Here is a 19,025-nt window from a genome sequence, read left to right as displayed (position 1 = left end):
TATCATGACTTCCAAAATTATAGCTATCGCGACTGTTTCTACACTTTTGACTGCTTGCGGTGGAGGTGGTAACGGAGGAGAAACCTCGTCAGCCACATCGCCATCTTCTCTTCAATCTAAATCAATTCAAGGTGTTGCCATTGATGGTTACATATCAGGTGCAACTGCATTTCTTGATCTGAATTACAACGGTGAACTGGATAGCGGTGAACCAAAAAGTATTACCGATGCCAATGGTCGATATGAGCTTTCTCTATCAGGAGAGAATGCGGATTGTATTGATTATGCGCCAATCGTGGTTGATGTACCTGTTGGCGCCATTGATGCTGACAACCCAAACACTCCGATCGAAGAAGCATATCAGCTGTTCTTTCCTCCAGTAAAGATGACGACTTCAGGTTCTGAAATTAAGTCAACGACTCCATTGACTTCCATGCTTTGGAATGTGATGAAGCTAAACCTAGATATAGATGATAATGCTATGGGTAGTTGTGCAGACCTAAAACTTGCGATTCAGTTGCAAGGCATTACGGACAATAGTATCCAGGAATTAGAAAACGATGTAGCGAACCGGAACAACGTTAGTGTAGATCAGCTGTATAGTGACTTCATAAAAGAGGATGACAATGAGGTAAAAGCGCTTACACAGAAACTAATGCCAGTAATCAAGGCCTCTTATCGTGAATCAAAGATGTTAAGACAGCAGAATCCGACAGCCGAAGAAGCTTACGTTAGTTACATTGTCCGCAGTGATGAGGATACCAATGACGATCAGAACGACCAATGGTATAAAGTTCAAGTGACAAAGAGTGGCTCAAAGGTAGAAAGAAGAACATTTGACGTAACGAGCGAGCTTGTTGACCCTCAATTGATTGAGCATATTGTGACATATACAGCCGAGAATAGTGATCTGTCCTATACAAGAGAGTACAGCCTGCGTAGAGAAACCGAGGGTAATCAAGAGTCTATAGAGACTCTCCCCTTTAATTGTTCAATTAAACAAACCATTGAGGAAACTCATAAGCTCTATGCAAATTCATGGCTTTATTATGTCGTAACTAATCAATCTGCTACTAAACAAGAATCCGAGATGGACGTTTGTCTCAATTATGATGTTGGTGGGGATGATTATGAGCAAACGGTAGAAGTGATGGCGGTTGATAATAGTCAGAATCAAGGGACAGTCATTATTGGACATCGTTTTCATTATGACCAATATAAGGCCAATGCTGCATGGGTAGATGTGGATCCTACGTTGAACAACGTCAATGGAAACTTGCTGGAAAGTTTTGTTCATATAGATCCCGATTTTCGTGAGAACGAAGGTTACGGTTCATTATTCTGGGTGAGATCGAAAGCAGAGTTTAGTTCGAATGAGTCGTCACAAGTTATAACAATCAAGTACTCAGATGATGCCTGGTTTAAGGAAACTGATTACGATGATGGCAGTACAGTCTATGAGTGTTCTGAAAGTGAATTTGGTGAATGGAATGTATGTGGATATCAGCGTGCTTTTGCCAATAAATATAAGGTTCTTAACGATGATAGACTTCCGGTGCTTAAGGCTTTAGCAACGTATTCACAATAATGAGCCACTGAAATAGCGGGTTAAGTGAGAAGGTCGGCCATTCGAATGAAAAAACATGCACTATTTTGTCCCATTTCTTACGTGTTTTTCTAAATCTACAGCTGTTAGCATTCGCACTGCGTTAACCACTGCTATAACGCCACGCGCCATTACACTCTAATGGCGCGTTTTTGCCTTTCATTATTCATCGGGGATTTTGCAATGAACCTTAAACTTATTGCTGTTGTATCCATCTCTGCAGGCCTAGTCGCATGCGGGGGAGGCGGCGACGGTGGTTCACCTAGCTCTAGTACTTCATCTCAAACACGAAGCCTTCAAGGTGTGGCCATAGATGGATACATCTCTGGCGCGACGGCTTTTCTTGATATCAATTACAACGGTCAGTTAGACTCTGGTGAGCCTAGTGCTGTAACTAATTCAGAGGGTAGCTATCGATTATCTTTGTCAGGTAGTAACTCTGACTGTATTGATTACGCGCCTATTGTTGTAAATGTGCCTGTCGGTGCGATTGATGCGGATCATCCTAATACGCCGATCAGTGAGCCATACCAGCTTGTCTTTCCTCCAGCAATGACACTCAGTTCAGAGCATGAGATAAAATCTACTACACCTTTAACGACAGTATTGTGGAATCAAATTCAGGAAGACCTAAATGAAAGTGGTATCACCAGTTGTACCGGGTTGAGGTCTGCTGTAAATACGCAAGAGAAAGTGATCCAAAATGTTAAGGAGCACGATCATCGTATTGCGGCACGTTATAACATCGCAGTAGATAAGATTTACGGTGATTTCATTAAGGAACAAAATAAAGAGCTGTATGAATTAGCTCAGAAGATGATGCCCGCAATTAGGAAGTCATACAGTGATACTAAGGCACTTCAGCAGGTAAATCCTGGCGCTCATCAAGCCTATGTAGACTACTATTGGAAATACTGGGACAAAGATACACAGCAAAAAATAGACAAGTGGTATAAGGTCAAAACAGTTTTAACTGACACTAAGCTAGTACACACGGAATACGAAGTCTCAGCAGACTTACAGACCGAAGTATTACTGACTCGTCATACAGAGCGAAACACGAAAAAGAAAGCAGGGTTTGACTACACTAAGAATGCATCATTATGGATTAATGAAGATAACGCCAGCTACAGCTGTGATATCACCGAGTCAATTGAGCAACTTATTCAACCCAACTCTCTGAAAACTTATCGTGTGAGTAATAGCTCAAGTACGCAAGAACTGGATTGGGATAGCTGCAAAAACAATAATGTGGGAAGCAATTTCACCCAATATTTAGAAGTGATAGTCGTTAATAATTATCGTGATGGTATGTTACGCGCCCAGCATACTTTTAGTTATTATCCCAATCCTAAATATCCTGAATGGGTAAACGTTGAGCAGAAGATCGATAGTTTTAGCCGTAGCACTTTGGATCAACTGAGTTATATATCTTCAGATTTCAATGACGACTCAGATTACGGGGCCCACACGTGGGTGAGGTCTAAGCACTCCCAAGTGGCAGTGACACCGTTTAAATTTAACGGTATTGCAATTTCAAGAAACGCCATCGGTGATTGGTGGAAGAATACCTATTACTATAATGGTACCTCTTCATTGGAGTGTTCTCCTGATAAAGGAAAGACTTGGTCAAAATGTAAGTAATGTGTTTTGTTAGATTAAGCCCCTGATTGGGGCTTTTTCTTTATCTGGAATCATTTAATGGGTGTTTGTAGTAAACCAAAGAGAAAATGTTTAGTAGACTATCCACCTAATTATAAAGCTTAAAAGGAAATAGGAATGAGTCAGCAGCAAGTCGCGTTTATTGGTCTAGGTGTGATGGGTTACCCGATGGCAGGTTACTTAAGTAAAGCGGGGTATTCCACCAAAGTGTTCAATCGCACTCAAGCAAAAGCGATTAAATGGGCCGATGAATATCAGGGCACAGCGTGTGAGACGCCAAAGCAAGCAGCGCAGGATTGCGATGTCGTGTTCATTTGTGTGGGCAATGATGATGACGTGCGCAGTGTTGTTTACGGTGAAGATGGCGTACTGGCTGGGTTGAAAGCAGGTGCTGTTCTGGTCGACCATACTACAACCTCAGCAGAGCTTGCGGTTGAACTGGCGGCCGCAGCAAAAGAAAACGGTAATCAGTTTATTGATGCGCCAGTTTCTGGTGGTCAAGCGGGCGCGGAAAACGGCGTGTTGACCATTATGTGTGGTGGTGATCAAGCAGTGTTCGAGCAAATCTCACCAGTGATGGATGTGTACGCTAAACAAATGACGCTATTGGGGGAAAATGGTCAGGGCCAACGCTGTAAAATGGTCAACCAAATCTGTATTGGTGGCATTCTGAAAGGGCTTAGTGAAGCGTTACTACTCGCTCAAAAATCTGGTTTGGATGTTGAGCAAGTGGTCGAGACCTTGAAGCATGGTGCGGCAGGCTCATGGCAAATGGAAAATCGCGCCGTGACAATGTCACAAGATAAATTCGATTTTGGCTTTGCCATTGACTGGATGCGCAAAGACCTAGGTTTTTGCCTAAAGGAAGCGGAACGAGTCGGGCTTGATTTACCTTTAACCAAGAAGGTTGATGAGCAATACGCTCAGCTACAACAAGATGGCTATGGCCGTATGGATACTTCTGTTCTGATGAAAGCGGTGGCGAAAAACAATAAGCGCTAAATAAAACAATACGCCGATGCGTGCAGGTAGCGATCGGCGTATGGATTTCAGTTCTGATTTAAGCGGGTTGCTCAGCATCAATAGAAGATAAACAGCTCTTTGGTATCAAACAACTTAAAGAATTCGAATCCTTTCATAGCCAACTTCCTCACTTGTAACATCGAAGGTTAATGGATTAGTGAAACTTTTATGCGCTTCGTTTCTTAACTACGGTTACCTCTTTAAATTTAGTGCAACTTGTCGTTATTTTCCAAATTGTTGATGAGTTAGTCACTTGCAAGGTCTGGCTTGTTGATACCCCACGACCTATTATCGGCCGTGGGCTGACAAGCTAACTTACTGTTTTAAATCGAATCGGTCAGCGTTCATAACTTTGGTCCAAGCTGCGACAAAGTCGCGAACAAATTTCTCTTTGTTATCGTCTTGAGCGTAAACCTCTGCATAAGCGCGTAGGATTGAGTTGGAACCGAACACAAGGTCGACTCGGGTCGCTGTCCATTTCTCTTTTCCACTACTACGTTCGACAATAGAGTAGGAGTTACGCCCTGTTGGTTTCCATGTGTATCGCATGTCCGTCAGATTGGCAAAAAAGTCGTTTGTCAGTGCTCCGACATTGTCTGTGAATACACCGTGCTGAGTACCCGAGTGGTTAGTTCCCAAGACACGCATACCACCAATGAGGACCGTCATCTCTGGTCCGGTTAAGCCCAATAATTGAGCATGGTCGAGCATCAATTCCTCAGGGCTGACCGCATAATGCTGCTTCTGCCAGTTTCTGAATCCGTCTGCAACAGGCTCTAGCACATCAAATGAATCGATATCTGTTTGTTCAGCACTCGCATCACCACGTCCCGGAGCAAAGGGAACGGATATGTTGACGCCAGCAGCTTGAGCTGCTTGCTCGATACCAACGTTGCCTGCAAGGACTATGGTATCGGCGATACTAGCACCTGATTCAGAGGCTATACCTTCTAGTATCGAAAGTACTTTAGCGAGCTTTTCAGGTTCGTTACCTGGCCACTGATTTTGTGGTGCAAGACGAATGCGTGCGCCATTCGCACCGCCACGTTTGTCTGAGTTGCGGTAGGTACGAGCACTGTCCCAGGCGGTTGAGACCATATCACTGATGCTTAATCCACTTGAAGCGATTTTGGCCTTGACTGCTTCAACATCGAAGTTGCTGTGACCTACAGGTACAGGATCTTGCCAAATCAAATCTTCCGCTGGGACATCTGGACCGTAATAACGGGATTTGGGCCCCATATCGCGGTGAGTTAGCTTAAACCATGCACGAGCAAAGGTGTCTGAGAAGTACTCAGGATCTTGGTAGAAGCGCTCTGAGATTTTGCGATATTCAGGGTCTATTTTCAGCGCCATATCGGCATCTGTCATGATTGGGTTGTGACGGATACTAGGGTCTTCGACATCGACAGGTTTATCTTCTTCTTTGATGTTGTCAGGTTCCCACTGCCACGCGCCAGCCGGACTTTTTTGCAGCGACCAGTCATAGTTTAATAGGAGGTGGAAGAAGCCGTTATCCCATTGCGTTGGGTGGGTTGTCCATGCGCCTTCCAACCCACTGGTCACTGTATCACGACCAACACCGCGAGAGGTGTGGTTGTTCCAACCCAAACCTTGTTCATTAAGATCTGCTCGCTCGGGCTCCGCACCCAATTGAGATGCATCTCCGTTACCGTGTGCTTTGCCAACAGTATGACCACCCGCCGTAAGAGCAACGGTTTCTTCGTCGTTCATTCCCATGCGCTCAAAAGTGACGCGCATATCCTGAGCAGTTTTTAGTGGGTCTGGGTTACCATCAACCCCTTCAGGGTTGACGTAGATTAAGCCCATCATGACAGAGGCAAGTGGATTTTCTAAGTCCCGCTCACCTGAGTAGCGGCTGTTTTCACTCCCACTTTCAGCCAGCCATTCGGTTTCTGCGCCCCAGTAGATGTCTTTCTCTGGGTGCCAAATGTCTTCACGGCCAAAAGCAAAGCCGAAAGTCTTCAAGCCCATAGACTCGTATGCCATATTGCCCGCAAGGATCATCAGATCAGCCCAGCTGATTTTGTTACCGTATTTTTGTTTGATAGGCCACAGTAAGCGACGAGCCTTGTCTAAGTTAGCATTATCAGGCCAAGAGTTCAGAGGTGCAAAACGTTGGTTACCGGTATCAGCACCACCGCGACCATCGCCTGTACGATAAGAGCCTGCAGAGTGCCACGCCATGCGGATCATTAAACCACCATAATGACCCCAATCTGCTGGCCACCAATCTTGGCTATCTGTCATCAGCGTTTTAAGATCATTTTTCAGGGCTTCTACGTCGAGTTTTTTCAACTCTTCGCGATAGTTAAAATTCAAGCCCATTGGGTTTGATTTCTGATCATGTTGATGCAGGATGTCGAGGTTGAGGGCGTTTGGCCACCAAGCTACGTTGGATGAGCCTGAAGAGGTTGCACCGCCATGCATAACAGGGCATTGACCGTTTGTACTCACGTTTTTATGATCCATGTTTGCTCCTTGAGTGTCGCTTATTCTCGGTTACTGCTTTGGCTGTTGTTTCAGCAGTAATCGAATTATTGGGTATTTTCTTAAAGACAAAGACGTTTCCCCATTGGCAAAGCGCCTGAGTGAATGCCCATCATTGGACTGTTGTTTAGATGTCAGGATAGTTGGTGAGAGAGCTTTTATAAAATTGTTTATGGCTATGCTATCGATAGATATTCTCTATCAGGTGCATATTGAAATGTACAGGTAAGGCAATGAGGAATATGAAAGCGAGTAATAACAAGGGCTGCCCTAGAGCAAGCAGCCCATTATAGAAAAGTTAACCGAATTTAACTTCTAACTGTTCGGCTTTATTCCAGCTGTCGTGAGTTTTGATCTGAGAAGCGTAGCGAATAATATTGGGGTAGCGTTCCAGTAGCCCAAACTTGGTGAGAATATCGACAATGAAGGACATCATGATATCGGCTCCAGTCAACTTATCTGCAACCAGATAACGCTTATTCTCCAAGCGTTGGTCAACGTAACTCATAACCTTGTGCAGCTCGATCTCCGCATAATCAGGCAGGAAGTTCATCTGAGCGCCATCCTTCGCGATGAACGTCTTTAACAGTAATGGCAGTGCCGCAGAGCTTTCTGCAAAATGCAACCATTGTAAATAATCTAGGTGTTCACTTGAGCCTTTAGGCGGTGCGAGCCTGTCTGCAGCGTATTTGTCGATCAGGTACTCAGTAATGGCTCCAGACTCGGTAATGACATGCCCGTCTTCTTCAATCACCGGAGATTTACCAAGTGGATGAATAGCCTTTAGCTCTGGCGGGGCGAGAAAAGTCACGCTATCGCGATGATAAGGTACGACTTCATAGTTAACTCCCAGTTCTTCCAACAGCCAAATAATGCGTTTAGAGCGTGATTGATTGAGATGATGTAATTTAATCATGTTGGTCTCCGGTTACAGTGGGTTGTTGGTTTTTACCACCAGCTTGCCAAAGTTCTCGCCTTCTAGCAGGCCGATAAAGGCTTGTGGTGCTTTGTCAAAGCCTTCGATTAGATGTTCGCGATAGTGGATTTTTCCTTCTGCTAGCCACTGGCTCATGTCAGTGGCGAACTCTTCATAACGATGAGCGTAGTCATCAAAAATGATAAAGCCCTGCATTTTGATACGCTTGATAAGAAGTTGTGACATGAGTAGGGACATTCGGTCAGGCCCCTCAGGCAGTGCCGTCGCATTGTATTGAGAAATCAGACCGCAAAGTGGGATTCGAGCGCTGGTATTGAGTAGTGGCATGACGGCGTCGAAGACTTTACCACCGACGTTTTCAAAGTAGATGTCGATACCTTGGTCACAGACTTTGGCTAATTGCTCGGCAAAATCATCTGCCTTGTGGTCGATACATTCGTCGAAGCCTAATTGTTGTTTGGCATATCGGCATTTTTCTTCACCACCGGCTACACCAATCACACGGCAACCTTTCAGTTTGCCGATTTGACCAACCATCGAACCGACAGCACCTGTCGCTGCGGCAACCACCAAAGTCTCACCTGATTTGGGTTGGCCAATATCCAGTAAACCCATATATGCGGTAAAGCCTGGCATGCCCATCACGCCGAGCGCATAGGAGGGGTGAGTTGGGTTCATGCCCATTTTAATTAGCCCTTCACCGTCTGAAATCGCGTAATCTTGCCAGCCAGCGAAAGCCAGTACCCATTCCCCAACTGAATAATCAGGATGGTTTGAGGCTTCAACTTGGCACACTGTGCCACCGACCATCACGTCATCAATCGCAACAGGGTCGGCATAGGATTTGGCATCACTCATACGCCCACGCATGTATGGGTCGAGAGACAGATACACACTTCGTAGTAGTAGCTCACCTTGAGCAGGAAGGGGCTTTTGGGTTTCTTCTAAACGGAAGTTTTCAGCAGTTGGTGCTCCTTTAGGGCGTGAAGCAAGAACGATGCGTCGGTTTACGTTGTTAGTCATTGTGTTTCCTATTATTAGACCAGTCGTCTAGTTGTAATTTCAAAAAATTCCCGTTGGTTTAGCCAAACGGGAATAGGTAACTTAAGTGCTAAGTAGAGACTGAGTGGTCTCTAAGCTACGTTCAAGATGTGATTGATCCTGAACCAGTTTGTTGAGAAGGCTTGCGCCAAGCCATTGTTGGTAAAGCTGAGCCGCAACCAAATGTGCATCCACAGTTTGAATAGACTGATCTTTAATACCAGCCTCTATGCAGCTCGCGATGGAGGCAATGACTGCTCCTGCGCCATTGGCTAGCTTGATACGCATAGGCTCAGACAGATCAGAAACTTCGGCACTGAGCTTGACCACAAGGCATCGATTGGCGTTGCAGACACCATTTTCTACGTCTAACCAGCGCGAGAAGTACCCCATTAAACGCTGATAACCATTGCCTGTATCAGCTGTAAAAATGTCATTAATACGCGCTAAGTAGCTCTTAAAATAATTTTCAATAAGCGCTTCACCAAATTGCTCTTTGGACTTGAAATAGTGATAGAAGGATCCTTTCGGTACATCTGCGGTCTTAAGCAACTCAGATAAACCCACTGCTGTGAAGCCCTTGTTTACCACTAATTCGTAACCCACATTGAGAATATGTTGGCGAGTGTCGTGTGTTTTTTCATTCATAGCGTGCAATATAGAATAAATTAGACCAGTCGTCTAGTGTTGTAGTGACTTGACTTGTTTGGTTTGGCCATAAATGCGAACCGTTTAACTGACTCTATCAAAGAGTGGGTTGAACGACTCGCACGCTAAGTGGCTAAAGTTTCAGTGGTAAGACATCTGGGCTGTCTGAATGAGAATCCTTGTTTTGTTGCTTTAGGTAGGATTTTGACTGAGTATGTACGGCCTGGCTTCGGCCATTATTTTTGGCTTGATACAAAGCGGTATCTGCGGCTTTAATGAGCTCAGTAGTCGAAGTGTTAAGCTCAGGGAAAGTCGTCACCCCGATGGAAACACCGAGTTGCCCTAATGATAATCCTTTCATGTCTAAATGCAGATCTCTAACGGAGTCGACAATGTGGTTGGCGAGCTCCATTGACTCATCTACTGAGCTACTTGGGCAGATCACCGCCAGTTCTTCACCGCCAAGGCGGCAGGCGACGTGTTCGTCGCCTATTTCTCGTTTCAATAGATTGGCCACTTCTTTTAATACGTAATCCCCTGCATCATGGCCGAAGTTATCATTAAAGCGTTTGAAATGATCTAAATCCAACATCAGAAGTGATATAGGGCTGTTGTCTTGTGCGGCTTTTGCCCACTCTTTCTCAAAAATTTCTTCAAAATAACGGCGATTGAATAGGCCTGTTAAAGGATCCCGCATCGCTTGTGAACGAAGCTTCTCTTGTAGGCTTAAGTTCGCCAGTGCCAAACCAAGGTGCTCTGCGATGGTAAACGAAAGCTGCTTGATATCTTCAGATATCTCTCCAGTTTGGTCATCAAAATACAAGTGAAACATGCCCACTGTGTTACCATGAGCGGTAAGAGGGATACAAAGAGTGAGCCCATCGGTCGAGGCCTGGTTCATGTGGTTGCATGAGAGGTTATGATGCTTCTCTTTCGATAAATGATATTTCCCTTTTCGCAGTGCCCAGCAGTCGTTAGGGGCGTATAGCTTACTTGCGGGCCATTCGCCTCCCCAGTCGAGTTTGACTTCCAACTGGTTGCGAGAGTCGCGCATGATGGAGACACAGCCATTCACGTTACCTAATACTCTGGGAATGATGTCTGCCACCACAATTTGTGCCTCTTTCACTGTATTGCAGGCCGCTAGCATGTTGGCTAATTGGTGGAGCAGTTCAATTTCCTGAGTGCTTTTCTGAATACGATATTCCTGCTGATCCCTTTCCGCTTGAACCATCCGGAATAATTTACGATGGCTGACCCAAGTTGAAATAACAAGAATTAATACCGAACACGCCATTAAGACGTGTTCGATAAACTTCAAATCAGCCGACATGGCGTAGACTGAAGTCATGGGCATCGCGAGACGAAGAATATATGTTGAGTCGTGACCATGGCCGTCTTCGGGGAGTTCAAGCTTTTTAGCTACATAAAGTAATTCTTGGTTTAAGGATTGGCTAAACCGTTTGGATATGCCTGTTTCACCAGATAAGGCGGAAACAAACTCTTGTCGGCGACTGTGATCGTCAAGCCGAGCTATCTCTCGGTTATTCAATTGGGAGTCGCCCAGTACTTCCCCTGAACTGTGTATGATGGTGAATCGTTGCTCAAAGCTAGATTGTGAAAGTGTATCAAGGAAGCTATCTATTTCAGGTTGACTCATATCATAGAGATCAAGGTTCTTGTCTTGAATTTGATGTGAGACGTCATCAATGATGTTTGACATGTAGGTACTGACAATATTTGTGACCCAATTGTCTAGTGTCTTATCGTAATAGTAGCCACCAACAAGTAAAGAAAGGGTCAGTGCCACAACAGGGAAGTATTGAAAGCGATTAAGAGAAGAGCGAATCATAAGGTCCCCATACTAACGGCTATAAAGATGGATTTTTACGTAAAAAGTCAAACGATACTCAACAGAGAGATTACTATTAACAATAAGTAAGTGTAGAAGTTCTCTGACTATATGCAATTGTGTTATTGCTCTTTGGTTTTATAAAACTTTTCCATTAGGTTGTTGATTTATATAAAGGATTCAGGATGAAAGGGTTACGCTTAGGTATAATGATGCTTGCTCTAGCAGCACTGAAACCTTGTGCTGCAAAGTCCATTGATTTAGTGACGCTTGAGTATCCGCCCTATATAGAAATGCAAGGACAGCAAGTCTCAGGCGTTGCTGTAGAGCTCGTAAGATATGTCTTTCATCAGTTAGAAACGCCAGTGAACATCACTGTGTTACCTTGGGCGAGAGCACTAACCTTGGTTAAACGCGGCCGTGCTGATGGTATCTTTACTGCGTTCAAAAATCCCGAGCGGGAAAAATTTGCAGATTTTTCGGAAAATGTGCTCTTCGTTCAAAATATCAGTCTCATGGCTCTCAAAGGAAGTGATTACAAACCTACAGAAGTTTTAGCTGGGGATGTATCCAAAATTGCTCTTTGTGTCGTCAATGGCGTGAGTTATGGCAAACGTATGGATGAAAAGATCGCGAAGGGAGGCTTTCGGCTCATTTTCCAAAGAAACAGCACGGAAGAGTGCGCTCATCTCGTCCGGACGAAACGCGCAGATATATGGGTAAATAATGAGTTCGGTGCGCGTAGTATTCTTGTTCGTGAAGGTTTAGATAATGATATTGAGATCTTATCGCCTCCTATTGAAGCGACACCCAGCTATATTGCCTTTTCCAAAGGTCGCAACCACGGCGAATTACTGAAGCGTTTTGATCAAGTCTTATTTAATATGAAGCAAGACGGACGCTACGAAGCACTCATTTACGACTATTTCGAAAACATGAGAGTAAAGTAAGTTGGTCTTTTTGTTTGGCTGATAGAGTCGGATACCGCCCGGTGATGCCGGGCGAGTGCCGCACTGCTTATGTATTCACCAGTTCATAAGTAATCAAAAACAGATCGTCTGTACTTGGGTAGATCTCACGAATCAGTTGTTTAAGCTTGGGCAGTTCAATCGCTTCTTGCTCTGCATGAAATTCGTTAATGTCATTGAACTCAAGCGGCTCGACAGCAAGGATTTTTATCTCGCACACCTTTTCATCTTTCTCCAAAGTGAACACTTCAACCTGAGTCCCTGGCACATAGTGAGACTCCGACTCGTCACGAATGGTAATCGTCTTTTTACCAGAAGTAATCAGCGGAGTTAGAAACTCAAAGAAAGTAATTTTAGTTGGTGCGTTCATTGGGCATCCTTTTCTTGACGCTTGTGCTTAGGTACGTAATTTAGAATAGAAATAGGCACGGGTTTACGAGGCTCAAATCCTTCTACTTCTCGGCGTTCAATCAAGTGACCAAGGCGGCTTTCTATCATGCACAAATTTTTGAAGTTGTCTTTGGAAACAAAAGATATCGCTTCCCCTTTCGCATCTGCACGGCCAGTACGACCAATGCGATGTACATACTCATCCGCTGGGAAGGGCAAGTCATAGTTAATGACTCGAGTTAGACCTTCAATATCAATACCACGTGCGCCTACTCCAGTCGCGATCATGTATTGGATTTTTCCAGCCTTAAAGTCTTCTAGTAGCTTTGATCGCACGGCTTGACTGCGGCCACTGTGAAAGGCTTCGGCTTCAATACCGCGCTTTTCTAACTGCTGAGCGAGTTTGGCGGCGCCATGTTTCGTTTCGATAAAGATCAATGCTTGATCCCAGTTGTTTTCTTTAATCAAGTGGCTCAAAAGCGCGGACTTCTTATCTTTATCAACCGTAATTAACCATTGCTCTATGTTCTTTTTGGATGCTTGGTTAGCGGCAATCGAGATTTCATATGGGTTATGGACGGCTGTTTTCGCTAGGTCGCGAACTTTATTCGAGAGAGTGGCAGAAAACAGCAGATGCTGAATATCTGTCGGCAGGCGATCAAGGATCTTGTTGATATCATCAATGAAGCCCATATCAAGCATTCGGTCAGCTTCATCTAACACCAACATTTCTACTTCTTCAAAATGCACTGCACGTTTACCGTACATGTCAATCAGTCGGCCGGGTGTTGCAACCAGAATATCAACGCCTTCAATCAGAGCTTGTTTTTGGCTTTGCTCATCTACACCACCGTACATTGCTAATGATTTCAGAGCAAGGTGTTGTCCGTAGTCACGAACCTTCTCTTCCACCTGAACGGCCAGTTCACGAGTCGGAGTCAAAATCAGGCCACGAATACGCTTCTTACGTTGAGTCTCACCTTGGCTGAGTTTTTCCAGCATGGGCAGTACAAAACTGGCGGTTTTACCTGTACCTGTTTGCGCGGCTGCAATGAGATCGTCACCGCGTAAAATCACAGGAATCGCTTTGGTTTGAATCGACGTTGGTTTGTCGTAACCCAGTTGTTGGATAGCGTGAATAATTGGTTGGCTTAAGCCGAGCTTAGAGAATGGCATCTATACACTCTGAATTTGAATAGTGAAGCAGGGAAATCCTGTGTTTGGCGCGAGTTTAGCATGATTACGCCAATCACGGGATCTCTCCCGAGCTTAATTCTTAACCCGAACTATTAATGATTTAGGCAGTAAGAATCTCTGTTACGATTTCTGTTTTCACTGAGTTGGCGATGAAACAGTGTTGGTGGGCAAGGTGATGCATCTTCTCTAACTGGGCATAATCAGGTTGCTTGCTACCAGAAAATATGATGTTAGGTCTGAGGGTTACTTTTGTTACCGAGGTTCGACCTTTGTCATCTTCTTCCATAATGCCTATGGCTTCATCAACATAAGAGTCGATGACGTAACGGCGCTTAGCGGCAATCCCCAGAAAAGTCAGCATGTGACAGCTTGAAATAGCGGCAATAAATGCTTCTTCTGGGTCAACGTTTTCCTCGACCGCATAAGGTAATGGAACCACATGAGGGGAAGCCGAAGCAGGGACACTCACGCCGCCGTCAAATTGCCACTGGTGTCCACGACTGTATTGGTTATCGCTGAACGTTTCATGTTCAGCTCGCTGCCAGCGAATGGTGGCGCTGTAATCTGACATGCATTCCTCCGTGAATATGATGCAATGTAATTGAAGTCAACCACCGTAGAGTATCTCATCACAGGGTAGTGACCTAGACGGAAGATGCATAATCTTGATGAGCATATCTGATTGTATTTCTTGCAGCACAAGTTGGCACGAAGGCACGGCTTTTGTTAAATCGGATAATGAAATGACCATTCTTCACACATTCCAATGACTTGTTAGGCTGTAAAGTGAGTCTAGCCCTATACTGTGGTGCGTGAGGGATGAATAACAAGGAATCCAAACTAATGAAATGTGTTGTCACTCTGATACTAGTTGCGAGTTTAACTATGACTGCTCGTGTTTGCGTAGCCAGCTCTGCAGATAGGGTGTTAACCAATGCGAGTATTTACGGTTACCCCTCAGCAGACTCGATTGCTATCGCCAATGGGAAAATTCTCTATGTCGGCTCGCAAGAAGACATGAATAGTTTACAGAGCTCTGCGACTGAAACCATAGATTTGGACGGCGGCTTTGTTGTACCAGGATTTATCGACAACCATAACCATGTGTTTGAGGCGGCTTCAGAAGCGGGAGGCCAGTGTGAGCTGGGCATGGATGCAGGCCTTGAAGCGCAAATTTCTTACCTCAAAGCGTGTCGTAAAGATGCTCGTCGAGGCGAGTGGGTCATGGGCTATGGTTTTTCTATAGAAGCTTTGCTGGCAGAAGAGAATAAACGTACACCACTAGAGGTGATTGATTCGGTTTTCCCAGATCAACCTGTGATTATTATGGAGCAAACATCCCACTCGATGTGGGTCAATTCCGTCGCCTTGAGCATCGCAGGAATCAATAAGCATTCACCAGAGCCACAGGGAGGTAAGATCCTGAAAGATGAAGGCACAGGTGAGCTCAATGGCATCCTGCTTGATAACGCCGGTGATATTGTGATGGAAATAGCTTGGAACAGCCTTGAAGAGCAGTTTGATCAAAGCTATGAAGGTATGATGGCAGGCTTGGATGAGGCCCGAAGACATGGAATCACCACCATAGGTGATGGGCGACTTTACTGGAAACGTGGCTGGTACGAAGTATGGAAGGAAGCCGAAAAGCGGGGTGACCTGACGGCACGTATTTCCCTGAGGCCTTGGATTTACCCGACGGACTCAATGCAGTCGCAACTCGCTTTTTTATCCAAGGTACTGACCACAGACAAATCTCGGCTTCTACTGGTGGATCAGGTTAAAATGTACAGTGATGGCATTCTGGTTAATGGATCAGCCAAGACGCTTGATCCTTATCTGGATACTTATATTCCTGACGAGCCCTACGGCATAAACTACATTCCACCCCAGGTGATGGCTGACTGGCTTAAAGCACTGGATAAGATTGGCTATGGTGCTCACATTCACGCGATTGGTGATGGTGCGATTCGAGAATCACTGAATGCTATTCAAACCATTCGTCAGCAAGGCAGCAACAAAAATTACACCTTGACCCATGTCGAGTTGGTGAACTCGAAAGACATTGAACGTTTTTCTGAGCTGGATGTAACTGCTGATTTCCAAGTGGGTTCTAATTATGTGGCGTATCACGATCATCAGTGGGCGGAGGCATTTCTTGGCGCTAAGAGAGCCCGTGCATTGATGAACTTGAAAGCCATTTTCGATACAGGTGCTAACGTCTCCTTAAGCAGTGACTGGAATGTGCATGATATCAACCCGCTTGTAGGGATTGGCAATAGCCTTATCATGGGAAAAACAGGCCTGCCCAGTGTTGAAGATGCCATAGACGCTTATACCATCAATGCAGCAGTGAGCTTAGGTATTGATGATGTGACAGGGTCAATTGAAGTGGGGAAGGCCGCAGATTTTGCCATTTTGTCGCGCGATATTACCAAATTATCTGCGGAGAAAATCAAACAGACCGATATTTGGATGACGATGCTAAACGGTCAAATCGTCTACAGTGTTGATGAATAAACCACCATGCCGTGCTGGAAAGAGCACGCGTTTTAGTATGAAGGAGTAGAGTGTTGAAATCCCCGATATTTTTGGCCGAAGTAGCTGTTAAACAAGCATTAATCTTAATGTTTGCTGTGCCTCTGTTGTTTGAGATGACGTTTGAAGCAATGCAAGACATGGATAAAAGCAATCAAGCTTCCATTTTGGCGGTAGTGGGGTTATTGATGGCAGCGGCTATTGTGGGGGTATTCGAAGCCACATATCAGAAAACCAATATCCAGCAGAAAGCGCATCGTTTTCTTGCTCATATAACTAAAGCATTGCTTTTCATCGGTATTTCGGAGTTGATGATGTTAGCTGTAACGGCAATTGGTACTACGGAAAACATATACGATGATCCATTACTTTGGGCCTTGGTACCCATTTATCTAGCTTTATACCTCTATGATTGGTGGGACGCATTAGTCTCTGACTAGTGAAGACGTTCAGGTTACCTGTCCAAGTGAAAGCTGGCATTGAAGCCAGCTTTCATTTGGGATAGCGGACCTTAATCAATAGAAAATTGGGTGACAACAGCACCATGATCTGATGGGTGCATCTCGCTGTGACCATCATCTAGGAGGCAGTAACTTTCTTCAGCGTTCAAGCCCTCTCCCTTATACAGAATAAAATCGATCCTTCCTGCGCCTGAATTCCCTTTGAAGAAAGGCGTCCAAGTAATGCATTTCTTATTCAGTACATCTGGGTTAATTTGGCGATAACTGTCAACGTAGTTGTGACTATCCGCGACTCTCAAGGTCGGCAAGTCGATATTACCGCGACCAAAGATATTGGTTTCTTCAGTGGTATCGACATAGGACAAGGTATTAAAGTCACCACCAATAATGACAGGAATAGTCGGTTCAGAGTCAGCTTCTATTTGGGTCAGAATATTGTTGAGTGGCTGTGCTCTGGCTGCATCGTCTTTGGAGATGAGCTCTTCGTTTGTATATGAAGGATCTGGGAGTAAATTGACGATGTCATCACTTGATGTTAGCCAGATAGAATAAGTGTCTACTTGTTTACCATTACCCATATCAATTCGCACGCCACAAATGTGACTAGTACAATCGCCTAACTCTTTCTCTATCGGGTAGCGACTGAAAATGGCCAGATTACCATCTGAAGCGGATGTTCGATATTCAAACCCTAGACGGTTAGCCAGTGCCTCCTGATAGCCATAGGCTTCTTGCATAAAAATAACATCGGCACCTGAGTGGATGATTTGCTCATAAACATATTCTTGGCTACGCAGAGGGTCTGGCGCAGAGCCGGCATGCCATATGTTGTATGCCATAGTTGTGAGCTCATCTGGATTCTGATGCGCAGCTTCCGTGGTGAATTGCCAGGTATCTCCGGTGATTGTGCTGGAAGATGACTCAACGTCAACACGCCAGAAGTACTGGGTATCTGGTAACAAACCACTCGTCTGGATTTCTTTGTCAGTTGTCGTCTTTTGATAAAGCACATTTGAGAAGTCTGAACGATCAGAAATCAACACAGTATAGGTCATGTCTTGCTCGGCTTTAAACTCGTCCGGATGTGACCACTGCAGGCGAGTATCTGTCGTGGTTACTCCAGTCGTTCCCGTTGACGGAACGGGGTTGTTAGTCGGTAATGTGTGTCTTTCGCCTAAATCATAGTGATAGAGTGCGTTGATATATCGTGCCCCCATACTTTGCGAATACACGCGGATGTTATCCATCGCCATATTAGCAGAAGGTATGTCTTCCAAGTGACTGTCATAGCCCGGGCTCGCTCCGAAAGCGAGATGCATCGATGCGAGTGCAATTGGTGCACCTGTTGCGACGCGGTTCCCATTGAGGTAAAGGTGGGTTGAGTTTTGATTACTCGCCATCGTTATATGAACCCACTCCCCACGAGGCACTTTAACGCCGGAAAGAAGTTGGGTGGGGAGTTGGGTATCTGGAATTTGCGTGCCTTCGTATTTGCGCCATAACTCTAATGTGTCGTTTTGAGTATTCAGTAACAAAACCGGCTCTCGACTTCTTGCTTCGCCATGAGAACCGTTCATTAGAGATAAGACTTCTTGTTCCGGCTGGTCTTCTTCGAGTTTGAACCAAAAGCTGACGGTTCTATGTTCTGATGCTCTCAAATCGGAAAAGCGAAGGCTGTTGAGCTCTGTAAATGACTTAGCCAATGAACCATCGAAGGAAGTGACACTTGGTAGAGATCCTAGTTCCTCAATATTAACAGGGTATTTTTTCCCCACATTTTGAGGGTCTACTTTCGAGCCGGTGGGTGGGTTATCGAAATCCATACCAATCGTCAGGTTGAAGTTGGTCGCTCGTGGGGGAATGTCGAGATCACGAGTTTCTTGTTCAACAATAACGTCTTCATCACAGCCAACAAGGATACCCATGAGTGATAGGGTAACCAAAGATCGTTTATTGAACAGTGAAGTCAAAGGTGTAGGTAATTGCATAGCCTTGTATCCTCAGTAAAAGATGAACCTGAGAATAAGTGCAGAGTGTTAACGTTTTACTTAAATAGTAATAACCAAAAGTAACGACGCTAAATAGATTTTTTATTGGGTGGTTTAATGAATGATTTTGGTGGATTTATTTTATAATTCATATGTTTATGGTTCATACTTTTTTAAGTGAAGCAAAATATAACATTTACAACTAA

General features: G+C 44.8%; 15 protein-coding genes. 6 read left to right on the top strand and 9 right to left on the bottom strand.

What is annotated here, in order from left to right; translation table 11 throughout:
- Window positions 1–4: 4 nt before the first annotated feature.
- The 3 genes from L1D23_RS04505 to L1D23_RS04495 all read left to right on the top strand — a co-directional run bounded on the left by L1D23_RS04505 (window position 5) and on the right by L1D23_RS04495 (window position 4,270).
- A complete protein-coding gene (locus L1D23_RS04505) occupies window positions 5–1,588 on the top strand; it encodes a hypothetical protein (RefSeq protein ID WP_239864471.1) in 1,584 nt (527 codons plus the stop codon).
- 201 nt (window positions 1,589–1,789) lie between these two features.
- Complete coding sequence (locus L1D23_RS04500) at window positions 1,790–3,250, top strand: hypothetical protein (RefSeq protein WP_239864470.1); 1,461 nt, start codon at window positions 1,790–1,792, stop codon at window positions 3,248–3,250.
- 135 nt (window positions 3,251–3,385) lie between these two features.
- Window positions 3,386–4,270: an NAD(P)-dependent oxidoreductase gene (locus L1D23_RS04495; protein WP_239864469.1), complete on the top strand. Its 885-nt coding sequence runs from the start codon at window positions 3,386–3,388 to the stop codon at window positions 4,268–4,270.
- A gap of 336 nt (window positions 4,271–4,606) precedes the next feature.
- Here the strand turns inward: L1D23_RS04495 and katG are convergent, their stop codons facing one another.
- The 5 genes from katG to L1D23_RS04470 all read right to left on the bottom strand — a co-directional run bounded on the left by katG (window position 4,607) and on the right by L1D23_RS04470 (window position 11,280).
- A complete protein-coding gene (gene katG, locus L1D23_RS04490) occupies window positions 4,607–6,784 on the bottom strand; it encodes a catalase/peroxidase HPI (protein WP_239864468.1) in 2,178 nt (725 codons plus the stop codon).
- Between the two features lie 316 nt (window positions 6,785–7,100).
- Window positions 7,101–7,718 (bottom strand): glutathione S-transferase, encoded by a 618-nt coding sequence (locus L1D23_RS04485; RefSeq protein WP_239836056.1) that lies wholly within the window; start codon window positions 7,716–7,718, stop codon window positions 7,101–7,103.
- Window positions 7,719–7,730: 12 nt separating this feature from the next.
- Entirely contained in the window at window positions 7,731–8,762 is a 1,032-nt protein-coding gene (locus L1D23_RS04480; RefSeq protein ID WP_239864466.1) for an NADP-dependent oxidoreductase, read from the bottom strand.
- Window positions 8,763–8,843: 81 nt separating this feature from the next.
- Window positions 8,844–9,428 carry a TetR/AcrR family transcriptional regulator gene (locus L1D23_RS04475; RefSeq protein WP_239864465.1) on the bottom strand — a complete coding sequence of 195 codons (585 nt, stop codon included), beginning with the start codon at window positions 9,426–9,428 and terminating at the stop codon, window positions 8,844–8,846.
- A 133-nt stretch (window positions 9,429–9,561) separates the two neighbouring features.
- On the bottom strand, window positions 9,562–11,280 hold the full coding sequence (locus L1D23_RS04470) for a diguanylate cyclase (RefSeq protein WP_239864464.1): 1,719 nt from the start codon (window positions 11,278–11,280) through the stop codon (window positions 9,562–9,564).
- Between the two features lie 185 nt (window positions 11,281–11,465).
- On the opposite strand from L1D23_RS04470, the gene L1D23_RS04465 reads away from it, so the two are divergent.
- Window positions 11,466–12,230, top strand: a complete 765-nt coding sequence (locus tag L1D23_RS04465) for a transporter substrate-binding domain-containing protein (protein WP_239864463.1) — start codon at window positions 11,466–11,468, stop codon at window positions 12,228–12,230.
- Window positions 12,231–12,297: 67 nt separating this feature from the next.
- On the opposite strand, the gene yqfB is transcribed toward L1D23_RS04465, so the two are convergent.
- The 3 genes from yqfB to L1D23_RS04450 all read right to left on the bottom strand — a co-directional run bounded on the left by yqfB (window position 12,298) and on the right by L1D23_RS04450 (window position 14,406).
- A complete protein-coding gene (yqfB, locus tag L1D23_RS04460) occupies window positions 12,298–12,618 on the bottom strand; it encodes a N(4)-acetylcytidine aminohydrolase (protein ID WP_239864462.1) in 321 nt (106 codons plus the stop codon).
- Window positions 12,615–13,814 (bottom strand): DEAD/DEAH box helicase, encoded by a 1,200-nt coding sequence (locus tag L1D23_RS04455; RefSeq protein WP_239864461.1) that lies wholly within the window; start codon window positions 13,812–13,814, stop codon window positions 12,615–12,617. The genes yqfB and L1D23_RS04455 overlap by 4 nt, the downstream gene beginning before the upstream one ends.
- A 121-nt stretch (window positions 13,815–13,935) precedes the next feature.
- A complete protein-coding gene (locus L1D23_RS04450; RefSeq protein ID WP_239864460.1) occupies window positions 13,936–14,406 on the bottom strand; it encodes an OsmC family protein in 471 nt (156 codons plus the stop codon).
- A gap of 272 nt (window positions 14,407–14,678) precedes the next feature.
- Between L1D23_RS04450 and L1D23_RS04445 the strand changes: the two genes are divergently transcribed.
- Both L1D23_RS04445 and L1D23_RS04440 read left to right on the top strand, forming a co-directional pair.
- Window positions 14,679–16,352 carry an amidohydrolase gene (locus L1D23_RS04445; protein WP_239864459.1) on the top strand — a complete coding sequence of 558 codons (1,674 nt, stop codon included), beginning with the start codon at window positions 14,679–14,681 and terminating at the stop codon, window positions 16,350–16,352.
- A 53-nt stretch (window positions 16,353–16,405) separates the two neighbouring features.
- Window positions 16,406–16,810 carry a hypothetical protein gene (locus L1D23_RS04440; protein ID WP_239864457.1) on the top strand — a complete coding sequence of 135 codons (405 nt, stop codon included), beginning with the start codon at window positions 16,406–16,408 and terminating at the stop codon, window positions 16,808–16,810.
- Window positions 16,811–16,881: 71 nt separating this feature from the next.
- On the opposite strand, the gene L1D23_RS04435 is transcribed toward L1D23_RS04440, so the two are convergent.
- Window positions 16,882–18,819, bottom strand: a complete 1,938-nt coding sequence (locus tag L1D23_RS04435) for an endonuclease/exonuclease/phosphatase family protein (protein WP_239864455.1) — start codon at window positions 18,817–18,819, stop codon at window positions 16,882–16,884.
- Window positions 18,820–19,025: the final 206 nt, after the last annotated feature.

The sequence above is a fragment of the Vibrio sp. Isolate24 genome (genome assembly GCF_022398215.1).
GTDB lineage: Bacteria > Pseudomonadota > Gammaproteobacteria > Enterobacterales > Vibrionaceae > Vibrio > Vibrio coralliilyticus_A.
The sequence above is the reverse complement of the archived record's forward strand: the minus strand, read 5'-3'. Positions and strand labels throughout refer to the sequence as shown.

Excerpts from the sequence above, each read along its gene's own strand:
- L1D23_RS04505 (WP_239864471.1), top strand. The coding sequence starts at position 5 with ATGACTTCCAAAATTATAGCTATCGCGACTGTTTCTACACTTTTGACT.
- L1D23_RS04500 (WP_239864470.1), top strand. The coding sequence starts at position 1,790 with ATGAACCTTAAACTTATTGCTGTTGTATCCATCTCTGCAGGCCTAGTC.
- L1D23_RS04455 (WP_239864461.1), bottom strand. The coding sequence starts at position 13,814 with ATGCCATTCTCTAAGCTCGGCTTAAGCCAACCAATTATTCACGCTATC.
- L1D23_RS04480 (WP_239864466.1), bottom strand. The coding sequence starts at position 8,762 with ATGACTAACAACGTAAACCGACGCATCGTTCTTGCTTCACGCCCTAAA.
- L1D23_RS04495 (WP_239864469.1), top strand. The coding sequence starts at position 3,386 with ATGAGTCAGCAGCAAGTCGCGTTTATTGGTCTAGGTGTGATGGGTTAC.
- katG (WP_239864468.1), bottom strand. The coding sequence starts at position 6,784 with ATGGATCATAAAAACGTGAGTACAAACGGTCAATGCCCTGTTATGCAT.
- L1D23_RS04485 (WP_239836056.1), bottom strand. The coding sequence starts at position 7,718 with ATGATTAAATTACATCATCTCAATCAATCACGCTCTAAACGCATTATT.
- L1D23_RS04465 (WP_239864463.1), top strand. The coding sequence starts at position 11,466 with ATGAAAGGGTTACGCTTAGGTATAATGATGCTTGCTCTAGCAGCACTG.
- L1D23_RS04450 (WP_239864460.1), bottom strand. The coding sequence starts at position 14,406 with ATGTCAGATTACAGCGCCACCATTCGCTGGCAGCGAGCTGAACATGAA.
- L1D23_RS04470 (WP_239864464.1), bottom strand. The coding sequence starts at position 11,280 with ATGATTCGCTCTTCTCTTAATCGCTTTCAATACTTCCCTGTTGTGGCA.
- L1D23_RS04435 (WP_239864455.1), bottom strand. The coding sequence starts at position 18,819 with ATGCAATTACCTACACCTTTGACTTCACTGTTCAATAAACGATCTTTG.
- L1D23_RS04445 (WP_239864459.1), top strand. The coding sequence starts at position 14,679 with ATGAAATGTGTTGTCACTCTGATACTAGTTGCGAGTTTAACTATGACT.
- yqfB (WP_239864462.1), bottom strand. The coding sequence starts at position 12,618 with ATGAACGCACCAACTAAAATTACTTTCTTTGAGTTTCTAACTCCGCTG.
- L1D23_RS04475 (WP_239864465.1), bottom strand. The coding sequence starts at position 9,428 with ATGAATGAAAAAACACACGACACTCGCCAACATATTCTCAATGTGGGT.